Origin of the sequence: Chitinophaga sp. CB10, from assembly GCA_001870995.2 — a bacterium.
Classification (GTDB): Bacteria; Bacteroidota; Bacteroidia; order Chitinophagales; family Chitinophagaceae; genus Chitinophaga.
On record MLAV02000011.1, the window covers coordinates 132,171 to 158,897 of the forward strand.

Sequence of the window (26,727 nt, forward strand, 5' to 3'; positions counted from 1 at the left end):
TATGAACTACCTCCAACTGATCACGACAGAATTTGAAAAAGCCGCCAATGCTACCGAAGCGGTGGTTATGAAGCAATACATGCGGGATCAGTTTGAGTTTTTCGGCATCAAATCGCCCCGGCGCAAACTGATACAACGCACGCTGAAAGCGGCGCACGGCTTACCTGCCATCGGTGAAATGCCCGCGCTGGTAAAAGCCCTGTGGGAGCTGCCGCAGCGGGAATACCAGTATGCGGCCATCGATACGATGCAGCTGCTGCATAAACAATTCCTGCCCGGGCACATACAGTTATTCGAATTCATGATACTGGAAAAATCCTGGTGGGATACGGTGGATAACACCCTCAGCGCATTGGTATCTCCCTGGTTCAAAAAATTCCCTGCACAACGGGCCGGCATAACAGACCGCTGGATCGCCAGCAACAACTTATGGCTGCAGCGGGGCGCCATCATTTACCAGAATGGCTGGAAGCAGCAGACGGATGAAAAGACGCTCTTCCGTTATATCCTGCAATGCAATCATTCCAGGGAGTTCTTTATCCAGAAAGCGATCGGATGGGCCCTGCGGGAATATTCCAAAGTCAATCCCGAAGCCGTTAAGCAGTTTGTAGCGGCGCATCCCCTGGCCCCGCTTAGCAAAAGAGAAGCGCTGCGATTGTTATAAGTTGCGGACATCTGAACCTCTTCCCCGTAAAAAATGTTATCTTTGCGGCATGCGAACCTTTACAACAGGCATATTAATCGCGTACGCAGTTTTCAATTACGGTCTCTAATTATTGACTGCAGGGCTTTCTACGCCCATGCTTCCCTACTATTATTCTGTATCCTTTATTTTTTCATTTCATAAATCTGGTTATTATGGCTTGGTTATTCCTTTTCATCGGGGGATTATTTGAAGTAGGCTTTACTATCTCGCTGAAGTATTCCGAAAATTTCTCAAAGCTGTGGCCTTCCATCAGCTTTATTATCTGTATTTCGCTGAGCTTCTTTTTCCTGAATAAAGCTATTAACAACGGGTTGCCTATAGGCACCTCTTATGCAGTATGGACGGGCATCGGCGCTGCCGGCACTGCTATTGCCGGCATGATCTTTTTCAAGGAGCCGGTTGCCATGTGGCGCATCTTTTTCATCGCTACGCTGATTGCCTCTATCGTAGGTTTAAAATTCGTTTCCGGGGGCGAATAACGACGCCCGTATCTGGCGGTGCGACAGCAGGCAGTTGGTGGCATACGCCGCCGCACAGGCTATGCTGACAGCAGGAAGCACCTGCGCTGAATGACTCATTTCGATAGTAAATATCAACGCAGTGAGAACAGCGCGGGTACTCCCCGTCAGGAACGCCGCCATGCCCGCCAGCGCAATCAGCGTACTGCTCACATGTAAGTGCGGGTTACAAACCTGAAATGTAAAACCGACCAGGAGGCCCCAGGCGGCGCCGATGACCAGGAGGGTGGTGACGGAAGTCCCGATCATGGACGTACTATTATAGAACAGGCTGCACATAAATCTCCCCAAACAAATCAATAAAATTACCCGAAGGGTAACCCCTCCATGCAAAAGCGGCGCGAGCAAATCATTACCAGGTCCGTAGGCCTCGGGGTAATACCATATCGCCAATCCTGTGATCAGGGCAGGCGCCAGCAGCAGCCATTGTTTTTTTGGGGGGAGAGAGATCGATTTGCGCTGCAGCCATAAGTACACGTTCCTGAACAATACCGCGAGGAGGCTGCCGAATATCCCAATTGTTCCGTAAAGCCATAACAGCGTGTATTCGTCGCTGTTACTAACCAGTAAATCGTAGGATGGCGGATGCAGTTGGAAAATGGCGCTCATAGCCACTACGATGAGCAATGGCAGTATGGTTGCCAGGGTTATCTCCGCCAGGAACAGCTCCAGGCAGCAGGCCACGGCGGCAACCGGCGTCCCGAAGCACCAGGCGATAGCGCCGCCCACCGCGGCAACGGTGAGTATTTCCACTTCCTTATCCGTTAATTTAAAACGTTCCTTTACCTGTATGATCCAGGTACTGTTGAAATAGCTGATTGCCCCGTCCATCCCCCAGGGGATGCCGGTAGCCAGCAGGGGAATAAGACTGAGCTGATAACCGGGGCGGCCTTTGCGTTTCAGCCATAGCCACAGGGCCGTGGCGGCAACCGGAAGCAGGACCATCAGCAAGCCCACGCCGCTGTAATACACATCAAATGAATCGAAGGAGAACCGGCCGAGGTATAGCAGGTTGCCCAGGAAGAAAAATGCGGCATCAATGCCCCGGGCAAAAATGGCCCCCATCAAACCGGTAAATAGCGCCCGTAAACATATCCTGATAAGTTTAACGGGTTGCTGCGGAGCCGCATCCGGAGCGGGAAGCAGGCCCGGAGCCAAAACAGGGGTATGAACACTATTGAATTTACGAAGCCGGTTATACATAGAATTGTACTGCTGTTATTCAAATCTATTAAAAAAATTACATACCGGATAACCCAAACGCACACACGCTGATTGTTAATCACTTGCAAAAATTTTCGCCGTTAGGAAACCTTATCATATATTGTATTAAGCAAAGAGAGCGCTCAAATACAGAGTTGACATGTTAAACACAACCACGCCTGCCGACGTGCCTGGTGACACGGCGGATCAGCATTTCAGAGACCTGGTATTACTAAGACGGATGCTATTGTACACAAAGAAGGATGATGAATACCTGCAGCTTGCCGCGCCGGTCATCAACGCATCATCCGCTCAGATTATGCACGCCTGGTACGATTACATCAGTGCGGACCCCTATCTGTCCAACTACTTCAAACCTGGCACAGCGGAGGAGTTTGCCCATTCCCGGTTTAGCGACTGGCTGCAGCAGTTATGCAACAGGGGAGGGCTCCGTCAGTGGGAAGCCCTGGAAAAGCAGGTTCCGGAAAACGCCGGGCCTTTAAAGCCTTTGCAGCCCGAATTGCTGCGGTATCTAACGGCTTTCGCCTTCCCGGTGATACAGGCCGGCAACGAGGCTTTACATGCCGCAGGCATGGACGCCCCCACGCTGGCGAATGTAAAACAAGCCTGGTTTAAAGCCGTTACCCTGAGCATTGCGTTATGGGCATATCCTAATAAAAATTAGGAGGGCTGTATTCTTATCATGTGGCTACGATGATCGTAATGTCACTAATATGCTATTTACACCCATATATTAATATTGTACCTTGCCGCCAAACTATTAAGGACAGCACGAAATTTATCATGGGGAAAGTATCCACATTCAGCCCCGAACAGCAGGCGGACAATACGTCCAGTAAAGTTGTCGCCGCTTTGGAGCGTTTATCAGAAGCCTTTAGAGTGCTTCTCTGGCAGGAGGCCACACAGTTTGGATTGAGTCCAATTCAGATCCAGGTGTTAACTTATTTGTTGCACTACCCGGAGGAAAAACGTACGGTTACAGCGCTGGCGTCTTATTTCAACATGACTAAAGCTACTATTAGCGATGCGGTTAAATCGCTGGAGCAGAAGAAGTATCTTGTAAGAAAGGCCAGTGTGACTGATACGCGCAGCCACAGCTTACAGCTGGTAAAAGAGGGGAAAGCGGTAGCGAAGAAAGTAGAGCGGTTTGCACTGCCTTTGGAAGAAAGTGTAGCGCAGGTACCGGCGAAAGAACAGGGCATGTTACTGGAGCAACTGATGCAGATGATTTACTCACTGAATCAGCAGGAGGTGACCACCACACAAAACATGTGCTTTAACTGCCAGTATTATACCCTGAAAAAGGGCCATCACTGCAGTTTAATGAAGTCGACCTTAAAGCCGGCTGAATTACGGTTGGATTGTACTTCCTTTGAAATGCGGCTGGAAGAAGCCTGATCAGAGAGCGGGCGAAAACCAATCACCTAAAACATTTACGGCAGGAGGACCTCCTGCCGTATGTTCATTATTTTAAGCCTGTTTATTGCTTTGCCACCAACGGAAAGCGAGGAACCCAATGATGGCCAGCGGGGTAACCGCCAGCATGAGGATACCATTGTTCAGCCCTTTGGCAGGGCCTTCTCCGAGTTGCTGCGCTGTTTTGGTACAGAGAGAACACTGTGCCATCAGCTGGTTACCCGTTGTCAGTAACCATCCCATCAGCGTTATTACACACAGTTTCTTCATCGATTACTAGTTTATACGGTAAAATTACAAAAGAATCGGGAGCATGCCCCGGATTTTCCATTAGTGGTAGTAAGGGGAAATCATGATGTACACCACTACGCCTGTAACTGCCACATAGAACCAGAGGGGCCAGGTGATCCTGGCAATTTTCCTGTGCCGCGGGATGTCGTTCTGGAAGGCTCTCAGCAGGGTGAACAGCACGAACGGAACAATAATAGCGGCCAGTACGATGTGGGTCAGCAGCAGGAAATAATAGACGTACCTGATGCCGCCAACGGCTGCCTTTTCAGCGGCTTCCACGATGCCATTGTGGTTAATATCGGCAAACTTCGTTTCCGGCGCCATGGAGTGGTAGGTCACGTAGGAAAGCAGGAAGATGACCGACAGGGCCACCGCGATGATATTACTCACCTTATGGGCCTTAATCTGCTTGTTTTTGATAAAATAGAGGCTGGCCACCAGGAGTACGGCAGTTGCCGAGTTCAGGATGGCATGGAACAGCGGCAGGATCCTGATATCGAAACCGGGATGAAAATCCGGCTTTGGCATGTAAAAAAGGATGGCCACCAGTACAGGGATAACAATTGATACGATTGCTATCGGGACGTTCAGATTCTTATTTTTCAGATTCATGATATTCCGTAAAAGTGAAAGGTGAATAAAGAAAAGGTGAACACCCTTTCTCTATTCACCTTACCTATTTAAGCAATATTATTTTCCGGAGAATAGTCCTTTGAGGAACTTCACGAATCCGGGCCGTTTCTTCTCTTTGGCGAGATGGAGGATGGCCACATCGGTAGCCAGCCGCTTGATATCGGTAGAGTCGAGCCCGTTATAGTATCCGCGAATATGCCTGTCTTTATCGATGAGCACCACTTTCTCGGTGTGAACGAAATCATCCGGGCCACCATCGCCTTCCGTTACGGAAACGAAGAAGTCGTGACGGGCCAGGTCATAGATTTCTTTCTTGTCGCCGGTGAGCAGCCACCAGTTATCAGGATTCACTTTATAGTCGTAACCGTAGTTACGGAGCTTATCCACGGAATCCCTGACAGGGTCCACTGAGAAGGAGAGTATTTGCAGGAGCGAATCATTTTTGATGTATGCGCTTTGCAGTAATCTCAGGTTTTTGGTGAGGGTAGGGCAGATGCTTGGGCAGGAGGTGAAGAAGAAGTCCACCACCAGGATTTTGCCTTCCATATCCTTCAGGCTCACCTTTTCCCCCAGTTGGTTGTACATGGAAAAGTCTCTTATGGTATGGTAAACCGTATCATAAGAGACTTTGCCGTCTGTCATGATAGTATCGATTCTCTCGGGGGAGTAGTAACGCGGGATGGGGACGACGTTCTTACCGTAGTGATCTACAATCAGATAACCCGTCAGTGGCACCAATATCGCCAACATTACTCCTAATAAAGCCCTGCGTGAGATGATCCTATCTATTTAATGTAAAGAAAAATATTAGTAGTGTTTTCCGTGACCTTCAGCAGCTGGTGCTTTAGGCGCTTCTACTTTAGTACCCGGAGCGAGGTCTTTTCTCATGTTTTTCCAGGAGTGACCATCGTACAGGAATGCGATAATGAACCAAATGAACAGCAGCAGCGGCATAAGGATGGTCATTACCAGGTTCTTGATTTCATGACCGAGGTGCATGAATTCAGCTACGATATAGAAAGCTTTAAAGAAGGTCAGGATAATGAAGATACCGTTCAGGAACATTCTGTTAGGAAATCCTGTTTCCAGGTGTAAGAATGCCAGCCCTACTTCAACAACTGTGATACCCAACAGGATCCAGAACGTTCTCCAGATCTTTTTTGTGGAAGAGTCGTGGTGAACAGGTTCAATTATTTCTGAGGATTGAGTATGTTCCATTTCTATTTCTGTTAATAAAATTCTTAAATCAATTTCCAGTAGTCAATAAACCTTGTAGTACAATCTGTTAGAGCAGGTAGAAGCAGGTGAATACGAATACCCAAACCAGATCTACAAAGTGCCAGTACAGACCTACTTTTTCCACCATTTCGTAATGACCTCTTTCTTCGTAGGTACCTTTCAGTACGTTGATGAGGATAACGATATTCAGCACAACCCCGGAAGTTACGTGTAAACCGTGGAAACCGGTGATAGTGAAGAAGAAGTTGGTGAAGTTGGTAGAGGCTACAGTACCATCTACGTTAGCGAAAGGATTGCGGCCCCACCATGCGCCTTCGTGGTAGAGGTGAGTCCACTCCCAGGCCTGGCAGCTCAGGAACGCGATACCGCCGATGATGGTCCAGGTGAGCCATTTAGCTACTGCTTTTCTATCTCTGTGGTGACCGGCGTGTACGGCCAGTACCATGGTTACAGAACTCATGATGAGGATGAATGTCATCAAACTCACGAACATCAGCGGAAGGTTCGCGTGTCCCATTCCAGGGAAGGATTTGAAGACTTCATTCGGATCAGGCCAGGATGGGCTGGAAAACCGGATGGTACCATATGAAATCAATAATGCGCCGAATGTGAACGCATCTGATAACAGAAAATACCACATCATCAACTTGCCGTAGTTCACATTGAATGGAGAATAACCTCCGGCCCACCATTTTTTCTTCGCTGTAACTGCTGTATCCATTGTTTATTTTATAAAATTTTACAAAGTTTATCTCGCGATACTTAAAAAAACCAACAGGTAAATCCACAGTATGTCTACAAAGTGCCAGTAAGTGGCAGCTACTTCAATAGGTACTGCGCTGTAGGAACGCACACGGGTTCTGTAAGCCCTGAAGAACATTACCAGTAAGGCAACTACTCCTCCGAGTACGTGCAGGATGTGTACTCCTACGATTACGTAAATAAAGGATGCGGAAACGGGGCCGCTGAGTGGTAATCCTTCAGATTTCATCTGGGAAAAACCCAACCATTGGCAGACTGCAAAAACTACTCCCAGCAGCGCGGTAAGCGTGATCAGCTGTTTGTAGCGTTGCATATTCCTTTCCTTGAATTGCTTTAACGCCAGGTGTATGGTCACACTGCTGGTTAAGATCACCGCAGTGGAAAGCCAGAAAATATGTGGCAGTTCAAATGCCAGCCAGTTAGCCTGGGATCTCTTCACAACGTATGCACTGGTAAACCCGATGAACATCATGGTAATACTACCCATGGCGATCCACAGAGAATACTTGTGCGGATGTATCTTTTTACGTTGCATGCTCATTGTTTGCATCACTTCCTCCTGTTTCTGATTAATATTTATCCAGCAGCTGCACCAGTTGCACGATCGTCAGGTAGATGTAGGAACCGAACATCAGTTTGCGGGCAGCGGGAACATCGTTCTTGCGGTACAGGTTCACAGCCCTGTAGAAGAAAAATAATCCGGCTACGATCGCAACGATGGCGGATACACTACCCGTGATATGTAACAGATAAGGAGCTACGCCTGCTGGTATTATCAACAGTGTGTAAATCACTGCCTGCAGGGCGGTGAATTTATTGGGTTCACCGTTGGCAGGTAAGAGCTTAAAACCGGCCCTGGCATAGTCTTTATGTGCGATCCAGGCGATAGCCCAGAAATGCGGGAATTGCCATAAGAACTGGATAGCGAAAAGTGACCAGCCGCCTTCTGAAAGATTGTTAGCGCCGGCAGCCCAGCCGATCAGCAGGGGCATGGCGCCGGGAATTGCGCCTACCAGTACGGCCAGCGAATTCCATTTCTTCCAGGGAGTGTACACGAAGCCGTATAACACCAAAGACAGCAGGCTAAGGCCGGCGCTCAGCCAGTTGAAGCAGTACCCCATGATGAGGATACCGGCTACACCGGTGATGATTGCCAGGACGATCGCTTCGCCTTCGGTCATACGGCCGGCAGGCAGCGGACGTACGGCAGTGCGTGCCATCAGCTTGTCTGTTTCCTTTTCCCATATCTGGTTGATGGTATTGGCTGATCCGGAAACCAGCAAACCACCAGCAAATAATAAAAGAACTTTTACAATGTTGAACTCCACCTCGGGCACCAGCAGATAAGCCACCACGGATGAAAACACCACCATGAAGGTGAGATTAAACTTCATCAGCTGAGAGTAATCCTTCACCTTGCTTGCTACTGCATAAGATGTCGACAATTTTATGGAGTTTTCTTGCAACATTTTTTTTCTATCCACGTCCTGAATGTTAATTCAGGACAAATTTACAAACATCACAGTTAACAGGTTCCGGCAGATAAATTTAATACCTGCCGGCGCCTGTAAAAATATTGTTAGTGAGCTGATTCGTTCGGACCGATTGGTTCAGTCTGAGGAATGAAGTCTCTACCATCTTTACTGTAGTCATAAGCCCAGCGGTGAACTTCAGGAATCTCGCCAGGCCAGTTTCCGTGACCAGGATTGATTGGAGTAGTCCATTCCAGGGAAGTAGCTTTCCATGGGTTCATGGTGGTCAGCTTTCTTCCTTTGAAGATGCTGTAGAAGAAGTTGAACACGAACAGGAGCTGGGTAGCGAATACGATGATTACCACGAAGCTGATGAACTGGTTCAGTCCTTCGAACTGGTTGAAGGAAGTCCAGGAAGAGTAGTCGAAATACCTTCTTGGCATACCGGCCATACCTTCATAGTGCATAGGCCAGAAGATCAGGTAAGCGCCCACCAGGGTAATCCAGAAGTGGATATAACCCAGGGTGTTGTTCATGAAGCGGCCGTACATTTTAGGGAACCAGTGGTAGATCGCTGCAAACATACCGAAGAATGCAGATACACCCATTACGATGTGGAAGTGAGCGATTACGAAGTAGGTATCGTGCAGGTGAATATCGATAGAAGAGTTACCCAGCCAGATACCTGTCAGACCACCGGAGATGAATGTAGATACGAAACCGATAGAGAACAGGGAGGCAGGCGTAAAACGGATATTACCTTTCCAGATTGTCGTGATCCAGTTAAACACTTTGATGGCAGAAGGTACCGCGATCAGGAGTGTTAACAGTACGAAGAAGGCGCCGAGGAATGGGTTCAGACCTGTTACGAACATGTGGTGCGCCCACACCAGGAAGGCGAGGATACAGATAGCGAACAGGGAACCGATCATCGCGAGGTAACCGAAGATAGGCTTGCGGGAGTTAACCGCCAGTACTTCAGACACCATACCCATTGCAGGGAGGATGATGATATATACCTCTGGGTGACCCAGGAACCAGAATAAGTGTTGGTAGAGGATGGCGGAACCACCTTCGTTGGCGAGCGCTTTACCGGCGATGAAGATATCGGACAGGTAGAAGCTGGTGCCTGCGTGACGATCCATGAGCAGCAGGATGAAACCTGACAGCAGAACAGGGAAAGACAGTACGCCGAGTACGGCGGTGAAGAAGAATGACCAGATTGTCAGTGGCATTTTGGTCATGCTCATACCTTTCGTACGCATGTTGAGGATGGTGGAGATATAGTTCAGACCACCGAGCAGCTGAGATACTACGAACAGCGCCATGGAGGTCAACCAGAGATCCACGCCTATTTTAGAACCGATAGAAGCGTCACCCAGTGCTGACAGCGGCGGATACATTGTCCAACCACCGGAAGCAGGACCTGTTTGTACGAACAGGGAAGCCATCATTACCAGGCTGGCCAGGAAGAAGAACCAGTAGGAGAGGCAGTTCATGAAAGGGGAAGCCATGTCGCGGGCGCCTACCTGCAGTGGAATGAGCAGGTTGGAGAAGGTACCGGACAGACCGGCTGTTAATACAAAGAATACGAGAATGGTACCGTGCATGGTTACCAGGGCGTAATATGCTTCAGGGGTGATACGACCGCCTTTAGCCCAGTGGCCGAGGATGCTTTCCAGCCATGGGAAAGTAGCATCCGGATAGCCGAGTTGCAAACGAAACAGTACAGAAAAGAAAGCACCAATGATAGCCCAGATAATACCTGTGATCAGGAATTGTTTGGCAATCATTTTATGGTCCATGCTGAACACATACTTGGATATGAAACTGTCATGGTGCTCATGATCGTGGTGATCATGCGCCCCCGCGCCGTGCATAACCTCCTGTTGACTGTGCAAAGTTGCTTCGTTACTCATAATCGGTTCGGTATTTATTAAACTAACACCCGGGAAGTTTTGTCGTTTGTCAGTTCTTTTTTAATGTTATTAATTGGACTCCGTCAATAAAATCTTCTTCACAAAATTAAGGCTTACTTGATATTGGCAGCCACAGTTTTTGTGCTATCAGCTTTAGCGTCAGCGGCTGGCGCAGCAGGTGCTGCGGCAGGGTGAGCCAGGCTGTATTGAGTAGGCTGTTTAGCTACCCATGCATCATATTCTTCCTGTGTTTCTACCACAATCACGCCTCTCATGGAGTAGTGACCGGCACCGCACATCTGGTCGCAGGAAATTTCGTAGGTGAAATCCGGGTTACCGGTTTTCTCTTTCATCTGCTTGGTAGTGTATTTAGGAGTGAACCAGAGTGTGGTTGGGATACCAGGTACCGCATCCATTTTCATACGGAACTGAGGCAGACCAACGTCGTGGATTACGTCGCGGGAACCGATAACAAATTTCACCGGTTTACCAACCACCAGGTGAACTTCAGTTGCCTGGAAGTCGTCGTGGGACAGTGGATCGTTCCAGTCGATACCAATTTCATTGGAAGCTGCCGGATCGATCAGGTTATTGGCTTTACGACCGAGCTGACCATCTTTACCTGGGTAACGGATCAGCCAGTTGAACTGTTTACCGGTTACTTCCACTACTGCTGCATCGGCAGGAGCGTCGGAAGTTAACTGGAACCAGTGTTTCAGACCGAAAGCTACGAGTACAGTCAGGGCGATTGCCGGAATAACTGTCCAGATAACTTCCAGTTTATTGTTATGCGGGAAGTAGAAGGCTTTCTGACCTTCTTTTTCCTGGTATTTGAATGCAAAAACGAAGAGGGCAATTTGGGTGATAACGAATACTACACCGGTAATTGCAAGGGTAACATAAATGAGGGTATCCACACCTTCACCCTGCACGGAAGCAGATTCGCCCAGGATTTTCCCTTTCAGCAAATTGTTACAGTAGTAAACTCCTATAAGCCCCAGCACCAGGAATGCTATCAGCAGGAAGCCGTTAATACGGTTACTCTGCTGGCGCGCTTTCTTTTCTCCCTTCAATATGGACACATATTCGCTCGCCTTCGCAATCTGGAAGATGACTATGAATATGAGAACAACAACTAAGACTGCTAAAAATCCTGACATTGCTATATGAAATAATTAAGTTATCTAATGCTTTTCTTTTATCTGATCTCCTTTCTCACCCGATTAGGTGTGGTGAATGATACTCTCTTTCAAGTATGGGTGATTTTTTGGAACCAGCGCAGCTTTAGTCAGTGCGTTAGATACCAGGAATATAATCAACCCCACAAAACCCAAGCCTAATCCCAGTTCGTACCAAGGGAATATGAGGTGTTTCACGGTACCAGGATAAACCATTTGCCAGAAATCAAGCCAGTGTCCGAAGATGATCACGATAGCTATGAAAACGATAGCGGTATAGTTACGTTTGGTATCCCTTTTCATCAGGAACAGCAACGGAACGATAAAGTTAATCAGCAGGTTCAGGAAAAAGATTGGTCTCCACTCGCCCCAAACGCGTGGTTGGAAGTAAGCAGTTTCTTCAGGGAGGTTAGCGTACCAGATCAGCATGTACTGGGAGAACCAGAGGTAAGTCCAGAAGATACTGAAGGCGAACATGAATTTACCCAGGTCGTGCAGGTGCTCTTCTGTTACATAAGTCAGGTAACCGTGTTTTTTCAGGTACACTACGAACAATGCAATCAGGGAGAGGCCGGAAACCCAGGAGCTGGCGAAGGTGTACCAGGAGTACATGGTAGAGAACCAGTGAGCGTCGATGCTCATGAGCCATAACCATGGAGTGGTAGAACCCACGCTGAGGGTATAGATTACGAGGAAGCCACCGGCTACTACGGTATTTCTCCAGAGGATCTTTTTACCGGTTGCTGGTTTCAGATCCCAGCCATCTTCTTCGATGGACATGTTGCGGAGTTTCAGGGTAAAGAAAACCCACAGGCCCACGGTGATGAGGGTAGCGATGGTAAAGAATGATTTATTCAGGAAAGCGGATTTCCATGAAAGAACTTTGTCTTCGTGTACGTGGTGTGTATTTACCCAGTGGTAGATGGTGTCTTTACCACCGAATACCAGGCTGAACACAACCAGTAACAAAATCACAGACAGTACCGGTACTGCCATTGAAATAGCTTCGGGAACGCGGCGGAATGCGATCTGCCAACCACCATGTGCCAGGGTTGTAGCAGCAATAAAGAATGTGCTGGCTAATGTAATCAGCAAAAAGAAGCTGCTGTTCTGCAACAGACCGGCCCAGAAACGTGTGGCGTTCTCACCTTGAAACGCGAATAATCCGATCAATAAAGTCAGCAAGCCCACGCCCATCAAAACGAAGCTGGTCTTTTTTAATCTTGCTGGAACTACAAATTGGTCTTTCATTATCGTATATTAAAATACTAGTTTGAAATTCAGTTTAACTCTCTCTTACTTATTTCGCTGCTGCAGCGCTATCTGTTGCAGGAGCTGCGGCTGCTGCCGGAGCGGCAGACGGAGCGTTTTTGCTCTTGATATACGCGGCAATCTTCCAGCGTTGTGCCCTGTCCAGCTGGGAAGCGTAGCTACCCATTGCGTTGAAGCCGTAAGTCATCACATGGAACAGGCGACCTTCAGAGTACGCTGCTTTAGGACCGGATGCCAGGTTAGCAGGGGCAGCAGGGTAAGGACCCTCTCCGCCTTTATACAGAGGACCGTTACCATCCAGTGCTGTACCGTGGCAGATACCGCAGTAAATGTTGAATAAACGTTCACCTTCTGCCAGATCAGCTGCTGTGATAGTCAGCGGATTTTTTACCAGATTAGCCAGAGCAGTATCTGATTCTTTCAGATGGTATGGTAATACTTCACCTCTTTTTACTGTTCCTTCCACTGGTTTCATCCCTGACAAACGAGCATTGTAAAATTCATACGCACGGGATTCATACATGTCTGGCATATAAATCCTGCCGGGCTTTCTGTTATGCTCCCCTCTGTTACAAGCTGCCAGGAAAGCTCCAGTTGCCAATGCGGCTACAATCAATATGTTGGAAGTCCTTTTCATCAGAATTTATTTAACTGGCAGTTACTGCTTTTTGTAAATACAGGAGGTAGTAACTGCCACTGTCGTTTTTGCTGTTTTTAATTACGCGTTAACCGGTTTAACCTTACGGAGATAAGGTTCATCATCCTTATCGAATCTGCCGAACCACCATCCGGCTTCAGCCTGCTGCTCATGAATGTCATGCGCGCCTGCCGCCTGGAGGAAGCTTTTCACTTCTTCCGCGTTGGTTTTTTCAGTCAGTTCGATTACCATTACAAACTTATCGTCAGTCTGTCTTGGGTGGAAGATGTGCTTCTTAACACCTGGCATGATTTGACACAACCAGCAGAAAGTCATCACCATACCTACTGCAGCGAAGAGTACTGTTAACTCGAAGGTGATAGGAATGAAAGCTGGTAACGGAAAGTGAGGCTTACCACCGATATTCAGCGGCCAGTCTACGTTAAACACCCAGCTCATGAAAGATAATGCCGTAGTTGTACCGGTGATACCATAGATAAAACCGGCTGTGTGCAGGCTGGTTTCCCGCAGGCCCATCGCGTGATCAAGGCCATGCACAGGGAAAGGAGTGTACACATCGTGTAATTTGTAACCAGCTGTACGTACTTTCTTTACCGCTGGAAACAACACTGCCTCATCGTCAAACAACCCTACAACAAAATTTTTAACAGCCATATATTTAAAAATTCAAAGTCCAATAATTAATTCTGTTTCTGTCTGTCTTTTAGTGTGCGTGAGCAACGTCGTGAGCAAATTTCTCAGCGCTTTCTTCTTCGTACACTTCCATTTTCTCTTTAAAGTTCTCACCGGAAGTTTTCAGAACAGATTTGATCTCTGCTACGGCAATTACCGGGAAGTATTTAGCAAACAGGAAGTAGCAGGTGAAGAACAGACCGAATGTACCCATGTAGAAACCAACTTCCGGCCAGGATGGACGATAGTAAGACCAGCTGGATGGCAGGTAGTCGCGATACAGGGAAGTACAGATAATTACGAAACGCTCGAACCACATACCGATGTTTACGATGATGGACATTACGAATGTTACCATTACGTTTCTTCTCATCTTACGGAACCAGAACACCTGTGGAGAAATTACGTTACAGGTCATCATGATCCAGTAAGACCAGCCCAGAGGACCTGCTGCGCGGTATTTGAAGAATGTATCGAACTCGTAAGGGTTAGCGCCGTACCAGGCCATGAACAGCTCGGTCAGATAAGCGCAACCTACCACGGAACCGGTCAGTACGATTACCTTGTTCATGGCTTCCATGTGACCAATGGTAATGTATTCTTCCAGTTTCAGGATTTTACGTGTGATGATCAGGAGGGTATTTACCATCGCGAAACCAGAGAAGATCGCACCCGCAACGAAGTAAGGAGGGAAGATCGTGGTGTGCCAGCCTGGAATTACAGAGGTAGCAAAGTCGAAAGATACGATGGTGTGTACGGAAAGTACCAGTGGAGTGGATAAACCTGCCAGTACCAGGGAGAGTGCCTCATGACGCTGCCAGTGTTTGGTAGAACCTGTCCAGCCGAAAGAAGCTACACCATATAATAACTTACGTAATTTAGTTTTTGCCCTGTCGCGGATGGTAGCAAAGTCCGGAATCAGACCTGAGTACCAGAACAACAGCGATACGGTAAAGTAAGTAGAGATCGCGAATACGTCCCACAGGAGCGGTGAGTTGAAGTTCACCCAAACCGGACCGCGGGTGTTGGGATAAGGCAGGATGAAGAACGCCATCCAAACGCGACCCATGTGAATGATAGGGAACTGGCCGGCGCACATTACCGCGAAGATGGTCATCGCTTCTGCCGCACGGTTTACCCCGGTACGCCATCCCTGACGGAACAGCAGGAGGATGGCCGAAATCAGTGTACCGGCGTGACCGATACCTACCCACCATACGAAGTTGGTGATATCCCAACCCCAACCGATGGTTTTATTCAGATTCCAAACACCGACCCCGAAATAGATCTGCCAAAACACTGAAAATGCGCCGAAGCCCAACAGTGCAAGTGATATAAAAAAGCCTACATACCACAATTTTCCAGGCTTAGCCTCGATAGGACTAATGATATCTTCCGTTACCTGGTGATAATCCTTAACCCCGTCTACTAAAGGTTCTCTCAGTGTGGATTCGTATTTTAAATGCATATTCTATAAGCTTTTAGCTGCTAGCTTCTAGCTACTAGCCCTTGTCTTTTGTTATGATCTCAGATTCTGTAACTTTTTCTTTTCCTCTTAACGATTTCCCGTCAAGATCTTACGCGTGGTGCGCTTCTTCCTTGTGAGCAGCTTCTTTTTCTGCTTTAGGTTCAGCGTCCTTGTTTCTGATCTTAGCCAGGTAGTTGATAGAAGGTAATGTGTGGGTTTCTTCCAGCACATAGTACATTCTCTCTGTCTGTTCCTCGTTACGGATCTTGTAGATAGCGCTGTTCTTATCGTTTACGTTACCGAATACGATCGCATCGGCAGCGCAAGCCTGCTGACATGCTGTTTTAGCTTCGCCATCCTTAACAGGGCGACCTTCTTTCTTGGCAGCCAGTTTAGCATCCTGCAGACGCTGTACGCAGAAGGAACATTTTTCCATCACACCGCGGCTACGAACCACTACATCGGGGTTCAGCACCATGCGGGTCAGGTTATCGTTCATGTCTGCCACATCGTACAGGTTGTTTTCGAAGCTGTCCGCACCGTTCCAGTCTCTCCAGTTGAGGCGACGTACTTTGTAAGGACAGTTGTTAGCGCAGTAACGGGTACCAATGCAACGGTTGTACGCCATCTGGTTGATACCTTCGTTGCTGTGGTTGGTAGCACCTACAGGGCAAACGTTTTCACAAGGAGCGTTATCGCAGTGCTGACACAGCATTGGCTGGAATACCACTTCCGGGTTGTTTTCGTCGCCGGAGAAGTAACGGTCGATGCGGATCCAGTGCATTTCATGCGCTTTACCCACTTCCTGTTTACCTACAACGGAAACGTTATTTTCAGCCTGGCAGGCAATGGTACATGCGCCGCAACCGAAGCAGGTGTTCAGGTCGATGGACATACCCCATTTGATACCAGGATATTCGTAGTTGTGATACAGGGTAGCGTCTTTGCGGAAATCCTTACCGAATTTCTGCAGTTCAGCCCTGTCTTCATTCACTTCGTGCGGGTTCTTTTTGAACTCTTCGAGTGTAGTTTCTTTAACGATAGGGCGACCTTCGTAGCTGTTGTGCGTTTGGGTCAGGGCCACATCGTATTTGGCGCCGGTGGCTTCTACCGCTACTTCAGGAGCGAAGTAGTCAACAGTTGTACCGTTGAAGCTGGAGAAGATGTAAGCGTTTTTACCGATACCACCTGCAGCTTTACCTACTTTCTCGCTACGGCCGTAACCTACCGCGATGGCAACCACGTCCGGGTGGATACCAGGAACGATCAGCAGTGGCAGTTCCACTTCCTTACCGTTCGCTTTTATTTTCAGTACTTTTTTACCGAGGTTGATTTCGTAGTCGTCACCCAGCTGAGTAGAGAAGGTTTTAGCCAGGGTGTTGGAGATACAAGCGTAGTTATCCCAGGTAGAACGCGTGATTGGATCAGGCATTTCCTGTAACCATGGGTTGTTTGCCAGGCGGCCGTTACCGATAGCTACTTTTTCGTAGAGTACCAGTTCCAGTTTACCACCTTTTTTAGCGCTGCTGATTTTAGCGGCAGCACCGGCTACATCGCCGCTGAATGCTGCGCCGCCACGGGCGGGAGCTGTAGCAGGTTCGATCACACCGTCCTGCAGGGCTTTATCCCATGCTTCGATGCCACCCAGTTTAGCTACCCATTCGTTTTTCAGGTAGTCTACCCATGGAGTGGTGTTGCCAGCCCAGGTCAGGAGGGAATCCTGTGCAGCGCGTGTTTTGAACAGCGGGCTGATGGTAGGCTGTACGAAGCTGTAATAACCAGGTTTAGCTTCTGCATCATTCCAGCTTTCGAGGAAGTGATGATCAGGAGCTGCATATTTACAAAGTTCAGTTGTTTCGTCTACGCGGTCGTTGAAGGAAACGGAGAATTTCACTTTTTTCAGACCTTCCGCGAATTTAGCGGAGTCGAAGTAATCGTAAACAGGGTTCGCGCCATAAACGATCAGGCCGCCGATAGCGCCTGCGTTCATATCGCTTACCAGTTTCGCCATTTCAACGTCGTTACCCTGGCGGTAGTTGCTTGGGTTGGCGAGGTCGATGGTGGTGCCGTTAGCGCCGATGGCGTCGTTGATGGCGTTAACGATGATCTGTACGTTTACGTCGTTGGAACCGGAAACTACCAGGGCTTTACCGGCGTTGGCTTTCAGGGAAGCCGCCGCTTTTTTAATGCCTTCGGCAACTTTCGGATCCAGGGTTGGAGCAGTAACGTTACCGCCTACAGCCGCCAGCAGGGCCAGGGCTACAGCGCCGGCTTCTGATGGTTTGTGCGTATAACGGTAATCCGCGTTCGCGCCGGTGAGGCTCATGGTGCTTTCGAAAGCGAAATGTCTGGACATTTCAGGATTCTTGGCATTGATCTTACGGGTGGCAGCGAAACCTTTCGCAAATTCGGCAGGGTTTAACCAGGTACCGAGGAAGTCGGCGCCAAGGCTAACTACGGTCCAGGCGTTTTCGAAGTGGTAGCTTGGAATAACTCTTTTACCGTAGGATGCTTCGTTAGCAGCCAGCATACCGGAGTAGGAAACTGCGTCGTACACTACATGACGGGAGCCAGGGTATTTAGCCAGGAACTCGCCGATTACTTTTTTGGTGGTAGGGCTCAGCAGGGTAGAGCTGAGTATTGCAACAGGAGCGCCACCCAGGCCTGCCAGCGCGGCAGATACCTGTTTGTCCAGCTCTGTCCAGGTAGTTTCGTTACCGCCGATAGTCGGGAAACGCAGACGAGCCGTATCATACAGGCTCAGTACAGCACCCTGGGACTTAGCGGTGGTAGATCCACCGGTGATGGTGGACATGGTGTTTCCTTCAATTTTGATAGGACGGCCTTCGCGGGTTTTAACCAGCAATGGAAGGAATTCACCATCAATAGTGTAGGAAGAAGCGTAATAGTTGGCTACACCCGGAGTGATCTCTTCAGGTTTGTTCACATAAGGTATAGCTTTCTTTATAGGCGTTTCACAGCTGGCTGCGATAGTTGCGGCAGCAGTAGTGAATCCGAGGTATTTAAGGAAGTCCCTGCGAGGGGTAGTAGCATTCAACAGGCTTTCACTCTCAAACGGCAGTTCTTCACTGAATTCGTTCTTCACAATTTCCTGATGCGCTTCGGTATTGTGCAACTCCTCCAAGCCTTTCCAATACTTTTTTTGCTCCATGTTATATTAACGAGTTACGTTTATAAAATTTGATATTCTTCTGATCTGAGATATTAGATCTCCAAATCCATCCTAGTAGTGACATTTTTGACAATCTGTACCACCTACCATTTCAACGGTTACGCTATCGATTTTACCATCTTTCACATCCTGGTGAAGTTTCTCGAAGATGCTGTAATAGCTGTTGTCAGCGAACTGCACTTTGGTAGTACGGTGACAGTTGATACACCAGCCCATAGACAGGTCAGCGAACTGGTGAACTTCATCCATTTCGGTGATAGCACCATGGCAGGTTTGACACTGCTGTTTACCGGCCACTACGTGTTGGGAGTGGTTGAAGTAAACGTGGTCAGGCAGATTGTGGATTTTAGTCCACTCAATAGGACGGCCAGGTTTGGTATATTTACCAGCCTCTGGATCCCATCCTACGTAATCGTATAATTTATGGATCTCCGCAGTACCATCAACTTTTTTGCCTTCTGCTGTAAACAGCTCAGGGCCAGAGTAAGAGTTGATAGACTTGTGGCAGTTCATACAGATGTTTTCGGAAGGAATCATCGCATGTTTGGACTTCTCAGCACCGGCGTGGCAGTACAGACAGTTGATCTGGTTGATGCCTGCGTGTACCTTGTGGCTGTAGAAGATCGGCTGCTCAGGCATGTAGTCCTTCTGACGACCCAGGCCGATAGCGCCCTGGATAGTGTAGTAACCCCCCACCATGAATAACAGCAGAATACCCAGTGCGATGTAAGCTTTGTTCTTGTAGAAAGGAACCGGTTCAGGAGTAGCTACGCCTTCTTTATCACCAGCCAGCTTGTTCAGGTTGCTGTTGATCTGCATCAGGATCAGCGCTACAATCGCCAGGATCAGGGTGATAATACCGAAAAGGAGGCTATTATCGCTTGATTCACCACCGGCAGGAGCACCATTCGCATTAGAGCCACCAGCTGGGGTAGGCGGTTTCGCAGTTTTGATGTACTCCAGAATGTTGTCGATATCAGCATCACTGAAAGAGGCAAAAGCCGGCATGGCCTGCTTACCGTAGGAATTGAACAGATCGTTCGCATACTTGTCGCCAGAAGCAATTACTGACGCTGAGTTGCGAATCCATTGGTGCAGTAATTTCTTATCTGCCCATCTGCCCTCCACACCTTGAAGTGCAGGACCTGTCACCTTTTTGAAGACATTGTGACATGAGGCGCAATTCTGTTGGAACAGTGCTTTACCAGCGTTAGGATCCGCAGCTTTAACGGAAGAAAACGGAATTACTATACTAGCGCATAGAATAAGCACACTCACAAAATGCTTGCGCAAAAGAATGGAAACACGACGATACACAGCCTATATAGTTTAGATTTGACCTAAAGTTTCTTAAAAGTGCCAGCAAAAATAAGACAGAATGTTGACAATTTACCAACAAATAAAAAAAATAATTGCCGTAAATAATGCCAATTTTTTCCTATTTTCCGAGCCTTAGATACTTCAAAACGCTCACTGCTGGCTAATTATACAGCTCCCTTTTACGGATACCGCCCGATGTTATTAATTTATTAGGGGATTGGACGCCTCCGGCTAAACCGCACGCATATATAATATGGCATGAGGTTTCGCGGGGTTATAATATTAATATATGCAGATTGGAATTCTATAATAACCCCCTATATCCTGGTTCTCTATACAATAATATATATAAGCTCTTCCGTCGATTTTTTGAACCGGGTACCTTAATTTTACCCTTAATAACCTGCCACCTTACCATAATGTTCATTACCCTTAAAAAATTTACCCATGCGCGGACTACTATTCTTCATCACCCTCACCATGGCTTTCGCAGCCTGTAACAATAATAATAAGACAGCCCGGGAACAGCAGGACTCCATCCGCATCCATCAGACGGCCCCGGGGCAAACCACCAAACTGGCCGGCACCTACCAGGGCACCCTTCCCTGCGCCGACTGCCCAGGCATCGATTACCAGATTTCTTTATATGATGACCACACCTACAGTGAACTGACCGCCTACCAGGGCAGGGGAGAAAATATTGCGACGGTCGAAACAGGTACCTGGAGGGCCGTTAACGACTCCATCGCCATGCTGGAAAAGAAAAACGACAGCGTGTCCTTCGTGGCGGCGGAGAATAAACTTATCCTGCTCGACAAAGCCGGCAAACGCATCGAAGGCATGCTCGCCAGCAACTATATACTCAAACCCGTGGAAGGAGGGGACCGCCGCCAACTCCTGGCAGACAAGAAAACCCAGGGCGTCACCTTCTACGCCAACGGCAATGAACCCTTCTGGCAACTGGAACTGGATAAGAAGAATATCCGGTTTAAAACCCCGGGGGGCGACAGCATCTACACCCCGTTGCCGGCGCCGGCGCTTAATACAGACTCGCTCAAGGTGTACAAAGGCAAAGGCATTACCATTCATATCCGCCCAACCGCCTGCGCGGACGATATGACCGGCTACATGCGGCCCAATACCGTACAATTGCAGGTGGGCGATAAAACATATTCCGGATGTGGCGAGTTTATTAAATAGCAAGTGCTAATTTTGCACCTGGTTTCAAACAACGTAACATTGAAAAATATCGCCATATTCGCCTCAGGCACAGGAAGCAACGCACAAAAGATTATTGATCACCTGAGGAACTCCACCAAAGGCAAAGTAGCCCTGATCGTATGTAACAAGCCGGGAGCCGGCGTTTTACAGATCGCGGCCAATGAAGGAATACCTTCCGTTATTATTGAAAAAGAAGAGTTTTTCCGTGGCGACGCCTACGTGAAACTGTTGCAGGAAAAAAATATAGACCTGATCGTACTGGCAGGATTCCTCTGGAAAATCCCCGCCAACCTCGTACAGGCGTTCCCGGATAAGATCATCAACATCCACCCGGCCCTCCTGCCCAAATACGGCGGAAAAGGGATGTACGGCCACTTCGTTCACGAAGCCGTGATAGCCGCCGGGGAAAAGGAAAGCGGCATCACCATCCACTTCGTGAATGAAAAATATGACGATGGCGCGCCTATCCTCCAGGAACGTTGCGAGATCACCGCTGAGGATACCCCGGAGACCCTCGCCAAAAAAGTGCAGGTGCTGGAACACCAGTGGTTCCCCCTAATTGTGGAACGATTATTGGAAAAATAAAAGGAGTTGACAAGCTCCTTTCTAACCCTTCAACTGTATGAAAAAGACACTGCTGTTAATATGTCTGTTAGTATCCAGCTTCCTATATTCCTTCGCACAGGAAGATAAACCCTTCCGCCGGAATACCTACCTCAAGGTAAATCCCACCACGTTAATCAATGAACTGGACGTGTACCTGGAACAGGAAATATCAGACAAGCTCAGTATAGAACTGGGTATCAGTGGTATCTATACGGATTACCCGGACTACGTTCTCACCAAAAAAATCGACTTCGGACAAAAGAAACCCGATATCAGCACGGAACAATTCGTGGACGGCCGCGGCCTCGGATTCAGGGCCGGCGTTAAACTGTACCTCGTTTCCAGGGAGCTCGCCCCGGCACGCGCCGCCGGCACCTACTTCGAACCCATTCTGCTCTATAAAAAAGTATTTTATCCCAACGAAGACGTAACCATTAACGGCGCCGGCTACTCCAACAACGCCACCAAGGACGTGTACGGCATCCAGCTGCTGGTAGGCCGCCAGTTCCGTAAGGATAAACTGATCCTCGATCCGTTCATCGGCCTGGGCGTCCGTGGTAAAGTGTACCAGTACACCACCTACCACGGCGTGGAAAATAACGGCGTACAGGTAAACGATGGCCGCCTCGTAAGCGTACTGCCCAGCCTTCACCTGGGGATCAAGATCGGGTTGAACCTCGCCCGCTAAAAAGGTACGATCACCTTCATACTGATATTCCTTCCCATGTTGTAAATACCGGACCTGCCGTTCGGCGAAGCGCTGTAGTATTCAAAATATTTCAACCGGTTCAGGCCCGACTGGTAAGCCTTATCGAACAGGTTATCCGCCTGCACGTACAATTCAAACAGCGGCTTGTCCTGCTTATTTTCAATGGTAGCGCCCACGCCGACGTTTACCAGCGTATAGCCAGGGGTATAGGTTTCCGTGTTATCCACGCCGTAGTAGCGGGACTGCGCGGCATATACATCCACCCCGCCGCGGATATAGGCCTGGCGGAAGCGCTTCCAGCCGGGCGCCGTGAGCTTCAAATCCGAGCGGATATGCAGGGGCGGTATCAGCGGCAGGTATTTCGCCAGCCTGCCATATTGGTCAATCAGCTCCCTGTTCCTGTTTTGCCCCTCCGTATAAGCCAGGCTGTTATTCCAGCTAAACCATGCCCAGCGCCGCGGATGCAGGTTAGCCGTAACTTCTGCGCCAAACAGGCGGGCCTTCGACTGCTGGTAACTGTACGTCACATTGCCCGGCACTATCACCACCGGCTCCCCGTTGGCATCGTATAGCCGCGCCTGATAGATATAATGCTGGATGTTATTATTGAACAGTTCCACGCTCAAATCCAGGTCCGGCAGGTAAGCGAGGAACCCAAGGTCCTGCTGGAAGCTAAACTCCGGCTTAAAGCCGCGGTTGCCCAGGTACACGATGTGCGCGCCCGGATCAAGGCCGTTGGAGCCGATCTCCGTAATATTAGGCGCACGGTACCCCCTGGCGATATTCCCTTTTATCAACACCCGCCCGCTGAGGTTGTACGTAATCCCGAGGCTCCCCGACATACCCGTGTAATTGTTGCTGAAGGCAGGAAACTGAAGAACGGCGCCGGCACTATCGTTGGCGCGATGACCAAAACCGGTATTCTTATCTTCCCCCACATAAAAATCATCCCACCGGATATGCCGCAGATCATACCGGATACCGCCGGAAACATCCAGCTTCCCGAAAGATTTCCTGGCAAACACAAAGCCGCCGATGTCAAACAACCGGTAATCAGGGATCGGAAAATCAGTAGCGTCCTTGCTTTTATTCACCTGGTACATCCCGTTTACGCCCACGGAAGTTTCCACCCCGGCCATCGCGGGGAGATTGTGGCGCAGGTCGTAATTGAGGGTATTCAACACTACGTATAGCCCTGCCTGTGAGGGGTAAACCGGATGGTTATACTCCCGGCGGATACTCTGCTGGAACCCCAGCGTACCCGTCAGCTCGCCGCCGCCCAGCCGGAACATGCTGCGGTTATAGAGGCGGTAATGCTGTATGTGCTGGTGCAGGGGGTTCAGGGAGTAGGTCTTCAGGTCCGCCTCCGGCACAATTGGCCTGTTACGGATATCGTCCTCATCGCCTTCCCTGACCTGCCGGGTAAATTTCCTGGTAAGGGAATCCCGGCTCCCATCGGGTATTTCCTGGAGGTTGTTGTAGAGCGTGGCCCCGAAATGGGTGTAACCCCATTTTTTATCTAATTGGGTGAGGGCAGATAAATTAGTTTCGCGGAAGGCAGTACCATACACGTATCCATCCACCGGATTCCGGTAGCTGTGTGCCGTGCGAACGGTGCCGCGCAAGGCATATTTCCAGTCGTTACGTTGCAGGGAAAAGCCCAGCGAAGATCCAACCAGGCCGTTGTTAGTCTGGTAATCCGTCAGGAAGCTGCCCTGCAGCTTATTTTGCGGGCCTGCCGGCACTTCCGGGATGATGTTGATCACGCCGGCCAGGGCGTCCGAGCCATAGGTAAGACTGGCGGGGCCTTTCACCACTTCCGCGCGGGATACGCCGTACTGGTCTATTTCAATACCATGCTCATCGCCCCACTGCTGGCCTTCCTGCCGCAGTCCGTCGTAAAGGGTCAGCACCCTGTTATAGCCCAGCCCGCGGATAAAAGGCTTGGAGATATTAGGGCCCGTGGTAACGGCGCTGATGCCCGGCACGCCCCGCACGATGGCGTCTATCAGGTTGGTATTCACCTGGGCGACCATCTCCTTCTTTCCGATAATGGCAACAGGAACGGGATTTTTGCGGGCTACCGTGTTGCGGGAAACGCCGGTCACCACTACTTCGTCCAGGCGGGAGAGGTCCTCAGCAAGCTGCACTTCCGGCAGCGTTTCCGCCGTGCCGCTAAAAGTATGGGTAAAAGTTTTAGGCTGATACCCCATCATGGATACCGCCACTTCCCAGGCGCCGGGCTTAACGGCGAGTTGGTAATTACCCCCCTTATCGGTAACGGTACCGGTGCGCAGGGCGGGTATGGCAACCGTGGCAAATTGCAGCGGCCTGCCGGCGGCGGTCACCCTTCCCTTTACGGTGGCCTGCTGCCCGAATGCCAGTACAGTGAATAATTGCAGGTACAGAACAGTAAAAAATCTTTTCATCTTCAGGTCCTATTATCAATTTTTAAAACAGGGCATTGGATAGTAACAAATGTTTAGACTTCCGAAGCTTATTTTTTACAAAACTATAATGAAGAATTTAAATTTGCTTTAATTATTTTTTAGGTCAACCTAAATTAATAGATTAAAAAAGGGTCTTTGAAGGGTTTTCCCTGCAGGTAATCCGCCACTTCCTTTTCTGTACAGAGGCAGCTTTCCAGCTCTTTCACCACCGTATCCCGGTCCATAAACTGCCCGATGATCACCAGTTCGTTATAACGATCGGCAAACCGGGCATCCCAGCGGCCGGTAATCAACTGCAAGGTTTCCTCATCTACCTGCCAGCGCTGCCGCGGTATGGCGCACCACCAGTAGCCGGCTTTATCCGCCCGCACGGAGCCGCCCGCCTGGCTCCAGTTGATAGCCACCTGCGGCCGGGATGCCAGCCAGAAGAGGCCTTTGGAACGTATCACATTACCCGGCCACTGCTGCTGGATGTAATGCCAGAAGCGCTCCGGGTGGAAAGGCTTGCGGCTGCGGAAGACAAAGGAGGAAATCCCGTATTCCAGCGTTTCCGGCGTATGATCCGCTTCCAGCTCCGCCTGCCAGCCCGCGCTTTGGGAAGTGCTGTCAAAATCAAAGAGTTTGGTATCCATAATTTCGTGCAAGGGCACGGCGCCGTTAATGGTCCGGATAATCTTTGCATGCGCGTTCAGCTTGCGGATCATAGCGGACAGGACTCCTAACTTTTCTTCGCTCACCAGGTCGCATTTATTCAGGAGGATCACGTCGGCAAATTCCACCTGGTCGGTCAATAAATTCACGAGCGTGCGGCCGTCGTCCTCATCTGTCAAACCCTTGTCCTGCAAGCGTTCCATGCTGCTGAAATCATTCAGGAAATTAAAGGCGTCCACCACCGTCACCATGGTATCCAGGCGGCTGACGGCGCTGAGGTCGATCCCATTTGCTTCATCCTGGTAACAGAAAGTTTGCGCGACTGGGATCGGCTCTGAGATGCCCGTGGATTCGATCAGGAGGTAATCAAACCTGTTTTCCGCGGCCAGTTTTTCCACTTCCTGCAGGAGGTCTTCCCGGAGCGTACAGCAAATGCAGCCGTTGCTGAGTTCCACCAGCTTTTCTTCCGTCTGATGCAGCACCTGTTGGCTCTTCACCAGTTGCGCGTCTATATTCACTTCGCTCATGTCGTTGACGATTACCGCCACTTTCATTCCTTCGCGGTTATGCAGCACGTGATTAAGGACAGTAGTTTTCCCTGCGCCGAGGAAACCACTCAGCACCGTTACCGGTAATTTGTTCATATGTAAGTTTTTTAGTTGGCGGTAGTAGCAGATCCGGATGGATGTTTAGGGTGACTGTGGCGGAGGTTGATCCAGTGGGCGGCTACCAGCAGGCCCGCGCCCAGCGCAATGATCCCTCCTTCGTAAGCATGAAATAATTCAACAAAATGACCCGCTACCAGGCATACAAATCCCAACCCGAAAAGCAGCAGCGGCCATACTTTCCTATGCCGGTAACGGTAGCCCCGCCCCAGGGCCAGGCAGCCGGCCAGGAAGGAAACCGTGAGCAGACAATATTCCAGGAGCCCATGCCCCGTAAAGTGCAGCCCCAGTAGGGGCAGCGCAGAGAGGAGCAAAGGCAGCAAAGCACAATGTATGGCGCATAGTACAGAGGCGCTAATACCCAATACATCCAGGTTCAGCCTGGAAAAAAGTCGGTCTATCATCTCTTAAATTATTTCTACCCGTTAAATTATTTCTACCCGGCAAAAATATATTATTTTTGCAACAGAGTTGCATTTTTATT

Annotated in this window: 26 protein-coding genes; 7 read left to right on the forward strand and 19 right to left on the reverse strand. The window is 49.2% G+C overall.

Annotated features, from left to right (window positions below):
• Position 1 precedes the first annotated feature (1 nt).
• Both BOC67_RS16625 and BOC67_RS16630 read left to right on the forward strand, forming a co-directional pair.
• Positions 2-664, forward strand: coding sequence for a DNA alkylation repair protein (locus BOC67_RS16625; protein ID WP_291911751.1), 663 nt, complete (start codon positions 2-4; stop codon positions 662-664).
• Positions 665-858: 194 nt separating this feature from the next.
• The gene (locus tag BOC67_RS16630) at positions 859-1,185 is read left to right on the forward strand and encodes a multidrug efflux SMR transporter (RefSeq protein ID WP_291911752.1); all 327 of its coding nucleotides are present in this window, start codon (positions 859-861) and stop codon (positions 1,183-1,185) included.
• Here BOC67_RS16630 and BOC67_RS16635 read toward each other — a convergent pair.
• Entirely contained in the window at positions 1,159-2,289 is a 1,131-nt protein-coding gene (locus BOC67_RS16635) for a chloride channel protein (RefSeq protein WP_291911754.1), read from the reverse strand. The genes BOC67_RS16630 and BOC67_RS16635 overlap by 27 nt on opposite strands.
• 298 nt (positions 2,290-2,587) lie before the next feature.
• On the opposite strand from BOC67_RS16635, the gene BOC67_RS16640 reads away from it, so the two are divergent.
• Together BOC67_RS16640 and BOC67_RS16645 are read left to right on the forward strand one after the other, a co-directional pair.
• The gene (locus BOC67_RS16640; protein ID WP_291911755.1) at positions 2,588-3,112 is read left to right on the forward strand and encodes a protoglobin domain-containing protein; all 525 of its coding nucleotides are present in this window, start codon (positions 2,588-2,590) and stop codon (positions 3,110-3,112) included.
• A 119-nt stretch (positions 3,113-3,231) separates the two neighbouring features.
• Positions 3,232-3,846, forward strand: coding sequence for a helix-turn-helix domain-containing protein (locus tag BOC67_RS16645; RefSeq protein WP_291911756.1), 615 nt, complete (start codon positions 3,232-3,234; stop codon positions 3,844-3,846).
• Positions 3,847-3,918: 72 nt separating this feature from the next.
• Here BOC67_RS16645 and BOC67_RS16650 read toward each other — a convergent pair whose 3' ends face one another.
• The 15 genes from BOC67_RS16650 to BOC67_RS16720 all read right to left on the reverse strand — a co-directional run bounded on the left by BOC67_RS16650 (position 3,919) and on the right by BOC67_RS16720 (position 19,938).
• Positions 3,919-4,134, reverse strand: a complete 216-nt coding sequence (locus BOC67_RS16650; RefSeq protein ID WP_291911757.1) for a hypothetical protein — start codon at positions 4,132-4,134, stop codon at positions 3,919-3,921.
• A gap of 60 nt (positions 4,135-4,194) precedes the next feature.
• The gene (locus BOC67_RS16655) at positions 4,195-4,767 is read right to left on the reverse strand and encodes a DUF420 domain-containing protein (protein WP_291911758.1); all 573 of its coding nucleotides are present in this window, start codon (positions 4,765-4,767) and stop codon (positions 4,195-4,197) included.
• Between the two features lie 78 nt (positions 4,768-4,845).
• Positions 4,846-5,538, reverse strand: coding sequence for an SCO family protein (locus BOC67_RS16660; RefSeq protein ID WP_291911759.1), 693 nt, complete (start codon positions 5,536-5,538; stop codon positions 4,846-4,848).
• Between the two features lie 57 nt (positions 5,539-5,595).
• Positions 5,596-6,006, reverse strand: a complete 411-nt coding sequence (locus BOC67_RS16665) for a cytochrome C oxidase subunit IV family protein (RefSeq protein ID WP_291911761.1) — start codon at positions 6,004-6,006, stop codon at positions 5,596-5,598.
• 67 nt (positions 6,007-6,073) lie between these two features.
• On the reverse strand, positions 6,074-6,748 hold the full coding sequence (locus tag BOC67_RS16670; protein WP_291911762.1) for a cytochrome c oxidase subunit 3: 675 nt from the start codon (positions 6,746-6,748) through the stop codon (positions 6,074-6,076).
• 27 nt (positions 6,749-6,775) lie between these two features.
• Positions 6,776-7,324, reverse strand: coding sequence for a cytochrome c oxidase subunit 3 (locus tag BOC67_RS16675; RefSeq protein WP_291911763.1), 549 nt, complete (start codon positions 7,322-7,324; stop codon positions 6,776-6,778).
• Between the two features lie 34 nt (positions 7,325-7,358).
• Positions 7,359-8,234: a heme o synthase gene (cyoE, locus tag BOC67_RS16680; protein WP_291911764.1), complete on the reverse strand. Its 876-nt coding sequence runs from the start codon at positions 8,232-8,234 to the stop codon at positions 7,359-7,361.
• A gap of 134 nt (positions 8,235-8,368) precedes the next feature.
• Positions 8,369-10,180, reverse strand: a complete 1,812-nt coding sequence (locus BOC67_RS16685; RefSeq protein ID WP_291911765.1) for a cbb3-type cytochrome c oxidase subunit I — start codon at positions 10,178-10,180, stop codon at positions 8,369-8,371.
• Positions 10,181-10,293: 113 nt separating this feature from the next.
• Positions 10,294-11,340 (reverse strand): cytochrome c oxidase subunit II, encoded by a 1,047-nt coding sequence (locus tag BOC67_RS16690; protein ID WP_291911766.1) that lies wholly within the window; start codon positions 11,338-11,340, stop codon positions 10,294-10,296.
• A gap of 63 nt (positions 11,341-11,403) precedes the next feature.
• The gene (locus tag BOC67_RS16695) at positions 11,404-12,609 is read right to left on the reverse strand and encodes a quinol:cytochrome C oxidoreductase (RefSeq protein ID WP_291911767.1); all 1,206 of its coding nucleotides are present in this window, start codon (positions 12,607-12,609) and stop codon (positions 11,404-11,406) included.
• A gap of 49 nt (positions 12,610-12,658) precedes the next feature.
• Positions 12,659-13,267: a cytochrome c gene (locus tag BOC67_RS16700; RefSeq protein WP_291911768.1), complete on the reverse strand. Its 609-nt coding sequence runs from the start codon at positions 13,265-13,267 to the stop codon at positions 12,659-12,661.
• Positions 13,268-13,348: 81 nt separating this feature from the next.
• The gene (locus BOC67_RS16705) at positions 13,349-13,942 is read right to left on the reverse strand and encodes a DUF3341 domain-containing protein (protein WP_291911769.1); all 594 of its coding nucleotides are present in this window, start codon (positions 13,940-13,942) and stop codon (positions 13,349-13,351) included.
• 49 nt (positions 13,943-13,991) lie between these two features.
• Positions 13,992-15,428 carry an NrfD/PsrC family molybdoenzyme membrane anchor subunit gene (gene nrfD, locus BOC67_RS16710; protein ID WP_291911770.1) on the reverse strand — a complete coding sequence of 479 codons (1,437 nt, stop codon included), beginning with the start codon at positions 15,426-15,428 and terminating at the stop codon, positions 13,992-13,994.
• A gap of 109 nt (positions 15,429-15,537) precedes the next feature.
• A complete protein-coding gene (locus BOC67_RS16715; protein WP_291911771.1) occupies positions 15,538-18,600 on the reverse strand; it encodes a TAT-variant-translocated molybdopterin oxidoreductase in 3,063 nt (1,020 codons plus the stop codon).
• Positions 18,601-18,672: 72 nt separating this feature from the next.
• The gene (locus tag BOC67_RS16720; protein WP_291911772.1) at positions 18,673-19,938 is read right to left on the reverse strand and encodes a c-type cytochrome; all 1,266 of its coding nucleotides are present in this window, start codon (positions 19,936-19,938) and stop codon (positions 18,673-18,675) included.
• Between the two features lie 450 nt (positions 19,939-20,388).
• Between BOC67_RS16720 and BOC67_RS16725 the strand changes: the two genes are divergently transcribed.
• The 3 genes from BOC67_RS16725 to BOC67_RS16735 are packed head-to-tail and all read left to right on the forward strand — an operon-like array spanning position 20,389 to position 22,456.
• Positions 20,389-21,141 (forward strand): copper resistance protein NlpE N-terminal domain-containing protein, encoded by a 753-nt coding sequence (locus tag BOC67_RS16725; RefSeq protein WP_291911773.1) that lies wholly within the window; start codon positions 20,389-20,391, stop codon positions 21,139-21,141.
• A gap of 39 nt (positions 21,142-21,180) precedes the next feature.
• On the forward strand, positions 21,181-21,747 hold the full coding sequence (purN, locus tag BOC67_RS16730; protein ID WP_291911775.1) for a phosphoribosylglycinamide formyltransferase: 567 nt from the start codon (positions 21,181-21,183) through the stop codon (positions 21,745-21,747).
• Positions 21,748-21,784: 37 nt separating this feature from the next.
• Positions 21,785-22,456, forward strand: coding sequence for a hypothetical protein (locus tag BOC67_RS16735; RefSeq protein WP_291911776.1), 672 nt, complete (start codon positions 21,785-21,787; stop codon positions 22,454-22,456).
• Here the strand turns inward: BOC67_RS16735 and BOC67_RS16740 are convergent.
• The 3 genes from BOC67_RS16740 to BOC67_RS16750 all read right to left on the reverse strand — a co-directional run bounded on the left by BOC67_RS16740 (position 22,453) and on the right by BOC67_RS16750 (position 26,647).
• The gene (locus BOC67_RS16740) at positions 22,453-24,906 is read right to left on the reverse strand and encodes a TonB-dependent receptor (RefSeq protein ID WP_291911777.1); all 2,454 of its coding nucleotides are present in this window, start codon (positions 24,904-24,906) and stop codon (positions 22,453-22,455) included. The genes BOC67_RS16735 and BOC67_RS16740 overlap by 4 nt on opposite strands.
• Before the next feature lie 134 nt (positions 24,907-25,040).
• Positions 25,041-26,222: a GTP-binding protein gene (locus BOC67_RS16745; RefSeq protein WP_291911778.1), complete on the reverse strand. Its 1,182-nt coding sequence runs from the start codon at positions 26,220-26,222 to the stop codon at positions 25,041-25,043.
• A gap of 11 nt (positions 26,223-26,233) precedes the next feature.
• Positions 26,234-26,647, reverse strand: a complete 414-nt coding sequence (locus tag BOC67_RS16750; RefSeq protein WP_291911779.1) for a MerC domain-containing protein — start codon at positions 26,645-26,647, stop codon at positions 26,234-26,236.
• Between the last annotated feature and the right edge of the window lie 80 nt (positions 26,648-26,727).

Excerpts from the sequence above, each read along its gene's own strand:
- BOC67_RS16625 (WP_291911751.1), top strand. The coding sequence starts at position 2 with ATGAACTACCTCCAACTGATCACGACAGAATTTGAAAAAGCCGCCAAT.
- BOC67_RS16630 (WP_291911752.1), top strand. The coding sequence starts at position 859 with ATGGCTTGGTTATTCCTTTTCATCGGGGGATTATTTGAAGTAGGCTTT.
- BOC67_RS16635 (WP_291911754.1), bottom strand. The coding sequence starts at position 2,289 with ATGGGGGCCATTTTTGCCCGGGGCATTGATGCCGCATTTTTCTTCCTG.
- BOC67_RS16640 (WP_291911755.1), top strand. The coding sequence starts at position 2,588 with ATGTTAAACACAACCACGCCTGCCGACGTGCCTGGTGACACGGCGGAT.
- BOC67_RS16645 (WP_291911756.1), top strand. The coding sequence starts at position 3,232 with ATGGGGAAAGTATCCACATTCAGCCCCGAACAGCAGGCGGACAATACG.
- BOC67_RS16650 (WP_291911757.1), bottom strand. The coding sequence starts at position 4,134 with ATGAAGAAACTGTGTGTAATAACGCTGATGGGATGGTTACTGACAACG.
- BOC67_RS16655 (WP_291911758.1), bottom strand. The coding sequence starts at position 4,767 with ATGAATCTGAAAAATAAGAATCTGAACGTCCCGATAGCAATCGTATCA.
- BOC67_RS16660 (WP_291911759.1), bottom strand. The coding sequence starts at position 5,538 with ATGTTGGCGATATTGGTGCCACTGACGGGTTATCTGATTGTAGATCAC.
- BOC67_RS16665 (WP_291911761.1), bottom strand. The coding sequence starts at position 6,006 with ATGGAACATACTCAATCCTCAGAAATAATTGAACCTGTTCACCACGAC.
- BOC67_RS16670 (WP_291911762.1), bottom strand. The coding sequence starts at position 6,748 with ATGGATACAGCAGTTACAGCGAAGAAAAAATGGTGGGCCGGAGGTTAT.
- BOC67_RS16675 (WP_291911763.1), bottom strand. The coding sequence starts at position 7,324 with ATGCAACGTAAAAAGATACATCCGCACAAGTATTCTCTGTGGATCGCC.
- BOC67_RS16685 (WP_291911765.1), bottom strand. The coding sequence starts at position 10,180 with ATGAGTAACGAAGCAACTTTGCACAGTCAACAGGAGGTTATGCACGGC.
- BOC67_RS16690 (WP_291911766.1), bottom strand. The coding sequence starts at position 11,340 with ATGTCAGGATTTTTAGCAGTCTTAGTTGTTGTTCTCATATTCATAGTC.
- BOC67_RS16695 (WP_291911767.1), bottom strand. The coding sequence starts at position 12,609 with ATGAAAGACCAATTTGTAGTTCCAGCAAGATTAAAAAAGACCAGCTTC.
- BOC67_RS16700 (WP_291911768.1), bottom strand. The coding sequence starts at position 13,267 with ATGAAAAGGACTTCCAACATATTGATTGTAGCCGCATTGGCAACTGGA.
- BOC67_RS16705 (WP_291911769.1), bottom strand. The coding sequence starts at position 13,942 with ATGGCTGTTAAAAATTTTGTTGTAGGGTTGTTTGACGATGAGGCAGTG.
- nrfD (WP_291911770.1), bottom strand. The coding sequence starts at position 15,428 with ATGCATTTAAAATACGAATCCACACTGAGAGAACCTTTAGTAGACGGG.
- BOC67_RS16715 (WP_291911771.1), bottom strand. The coding sequence starts at position 18,600 with ATGGAGCAAAAAAAGTATTGGAAAGGCTTGGAGGAGTTGCACAATACC.
- BOC67_RS16725 (WP_291911773.1), top strand. The coding sequence starts at position 20,389 with ATGCGCGGACTACTATTCTTCATCACCCTCACCATGGCTTTCGCAGCC.
- BOC67_RS16735 (WP_291911776.1), top strand. The coding sequence starts at position 21,785 with ATGAAAAAGACACTGCTGTTAATATGTCTGTTAGTATCCAGCTTCCTA.
- BOC67_RS16740 (WP_291911777.1), bottom strand. The coding sequence starts at position 24,906 with ATGAAAAGATTTTTTACTGTTCTGTACCTGCAATTATTCACTGTACTG.
- BOC67_RS16745 (WP_291911778.1), bottom strand. The coding sequence starts at position 26,222 with ATGAACAAATTACCGGTAACGGTGCTGAGTGGTTTCCTCGGCGCAGGG.
- BOC67_RS16750 (WP_291911779.1), bottom strand. The coding sequence starts at position 26,647 with ATGATAGACCGACTTTTTTCCAGGCTGAACCTGGATGTATTGGGTATT.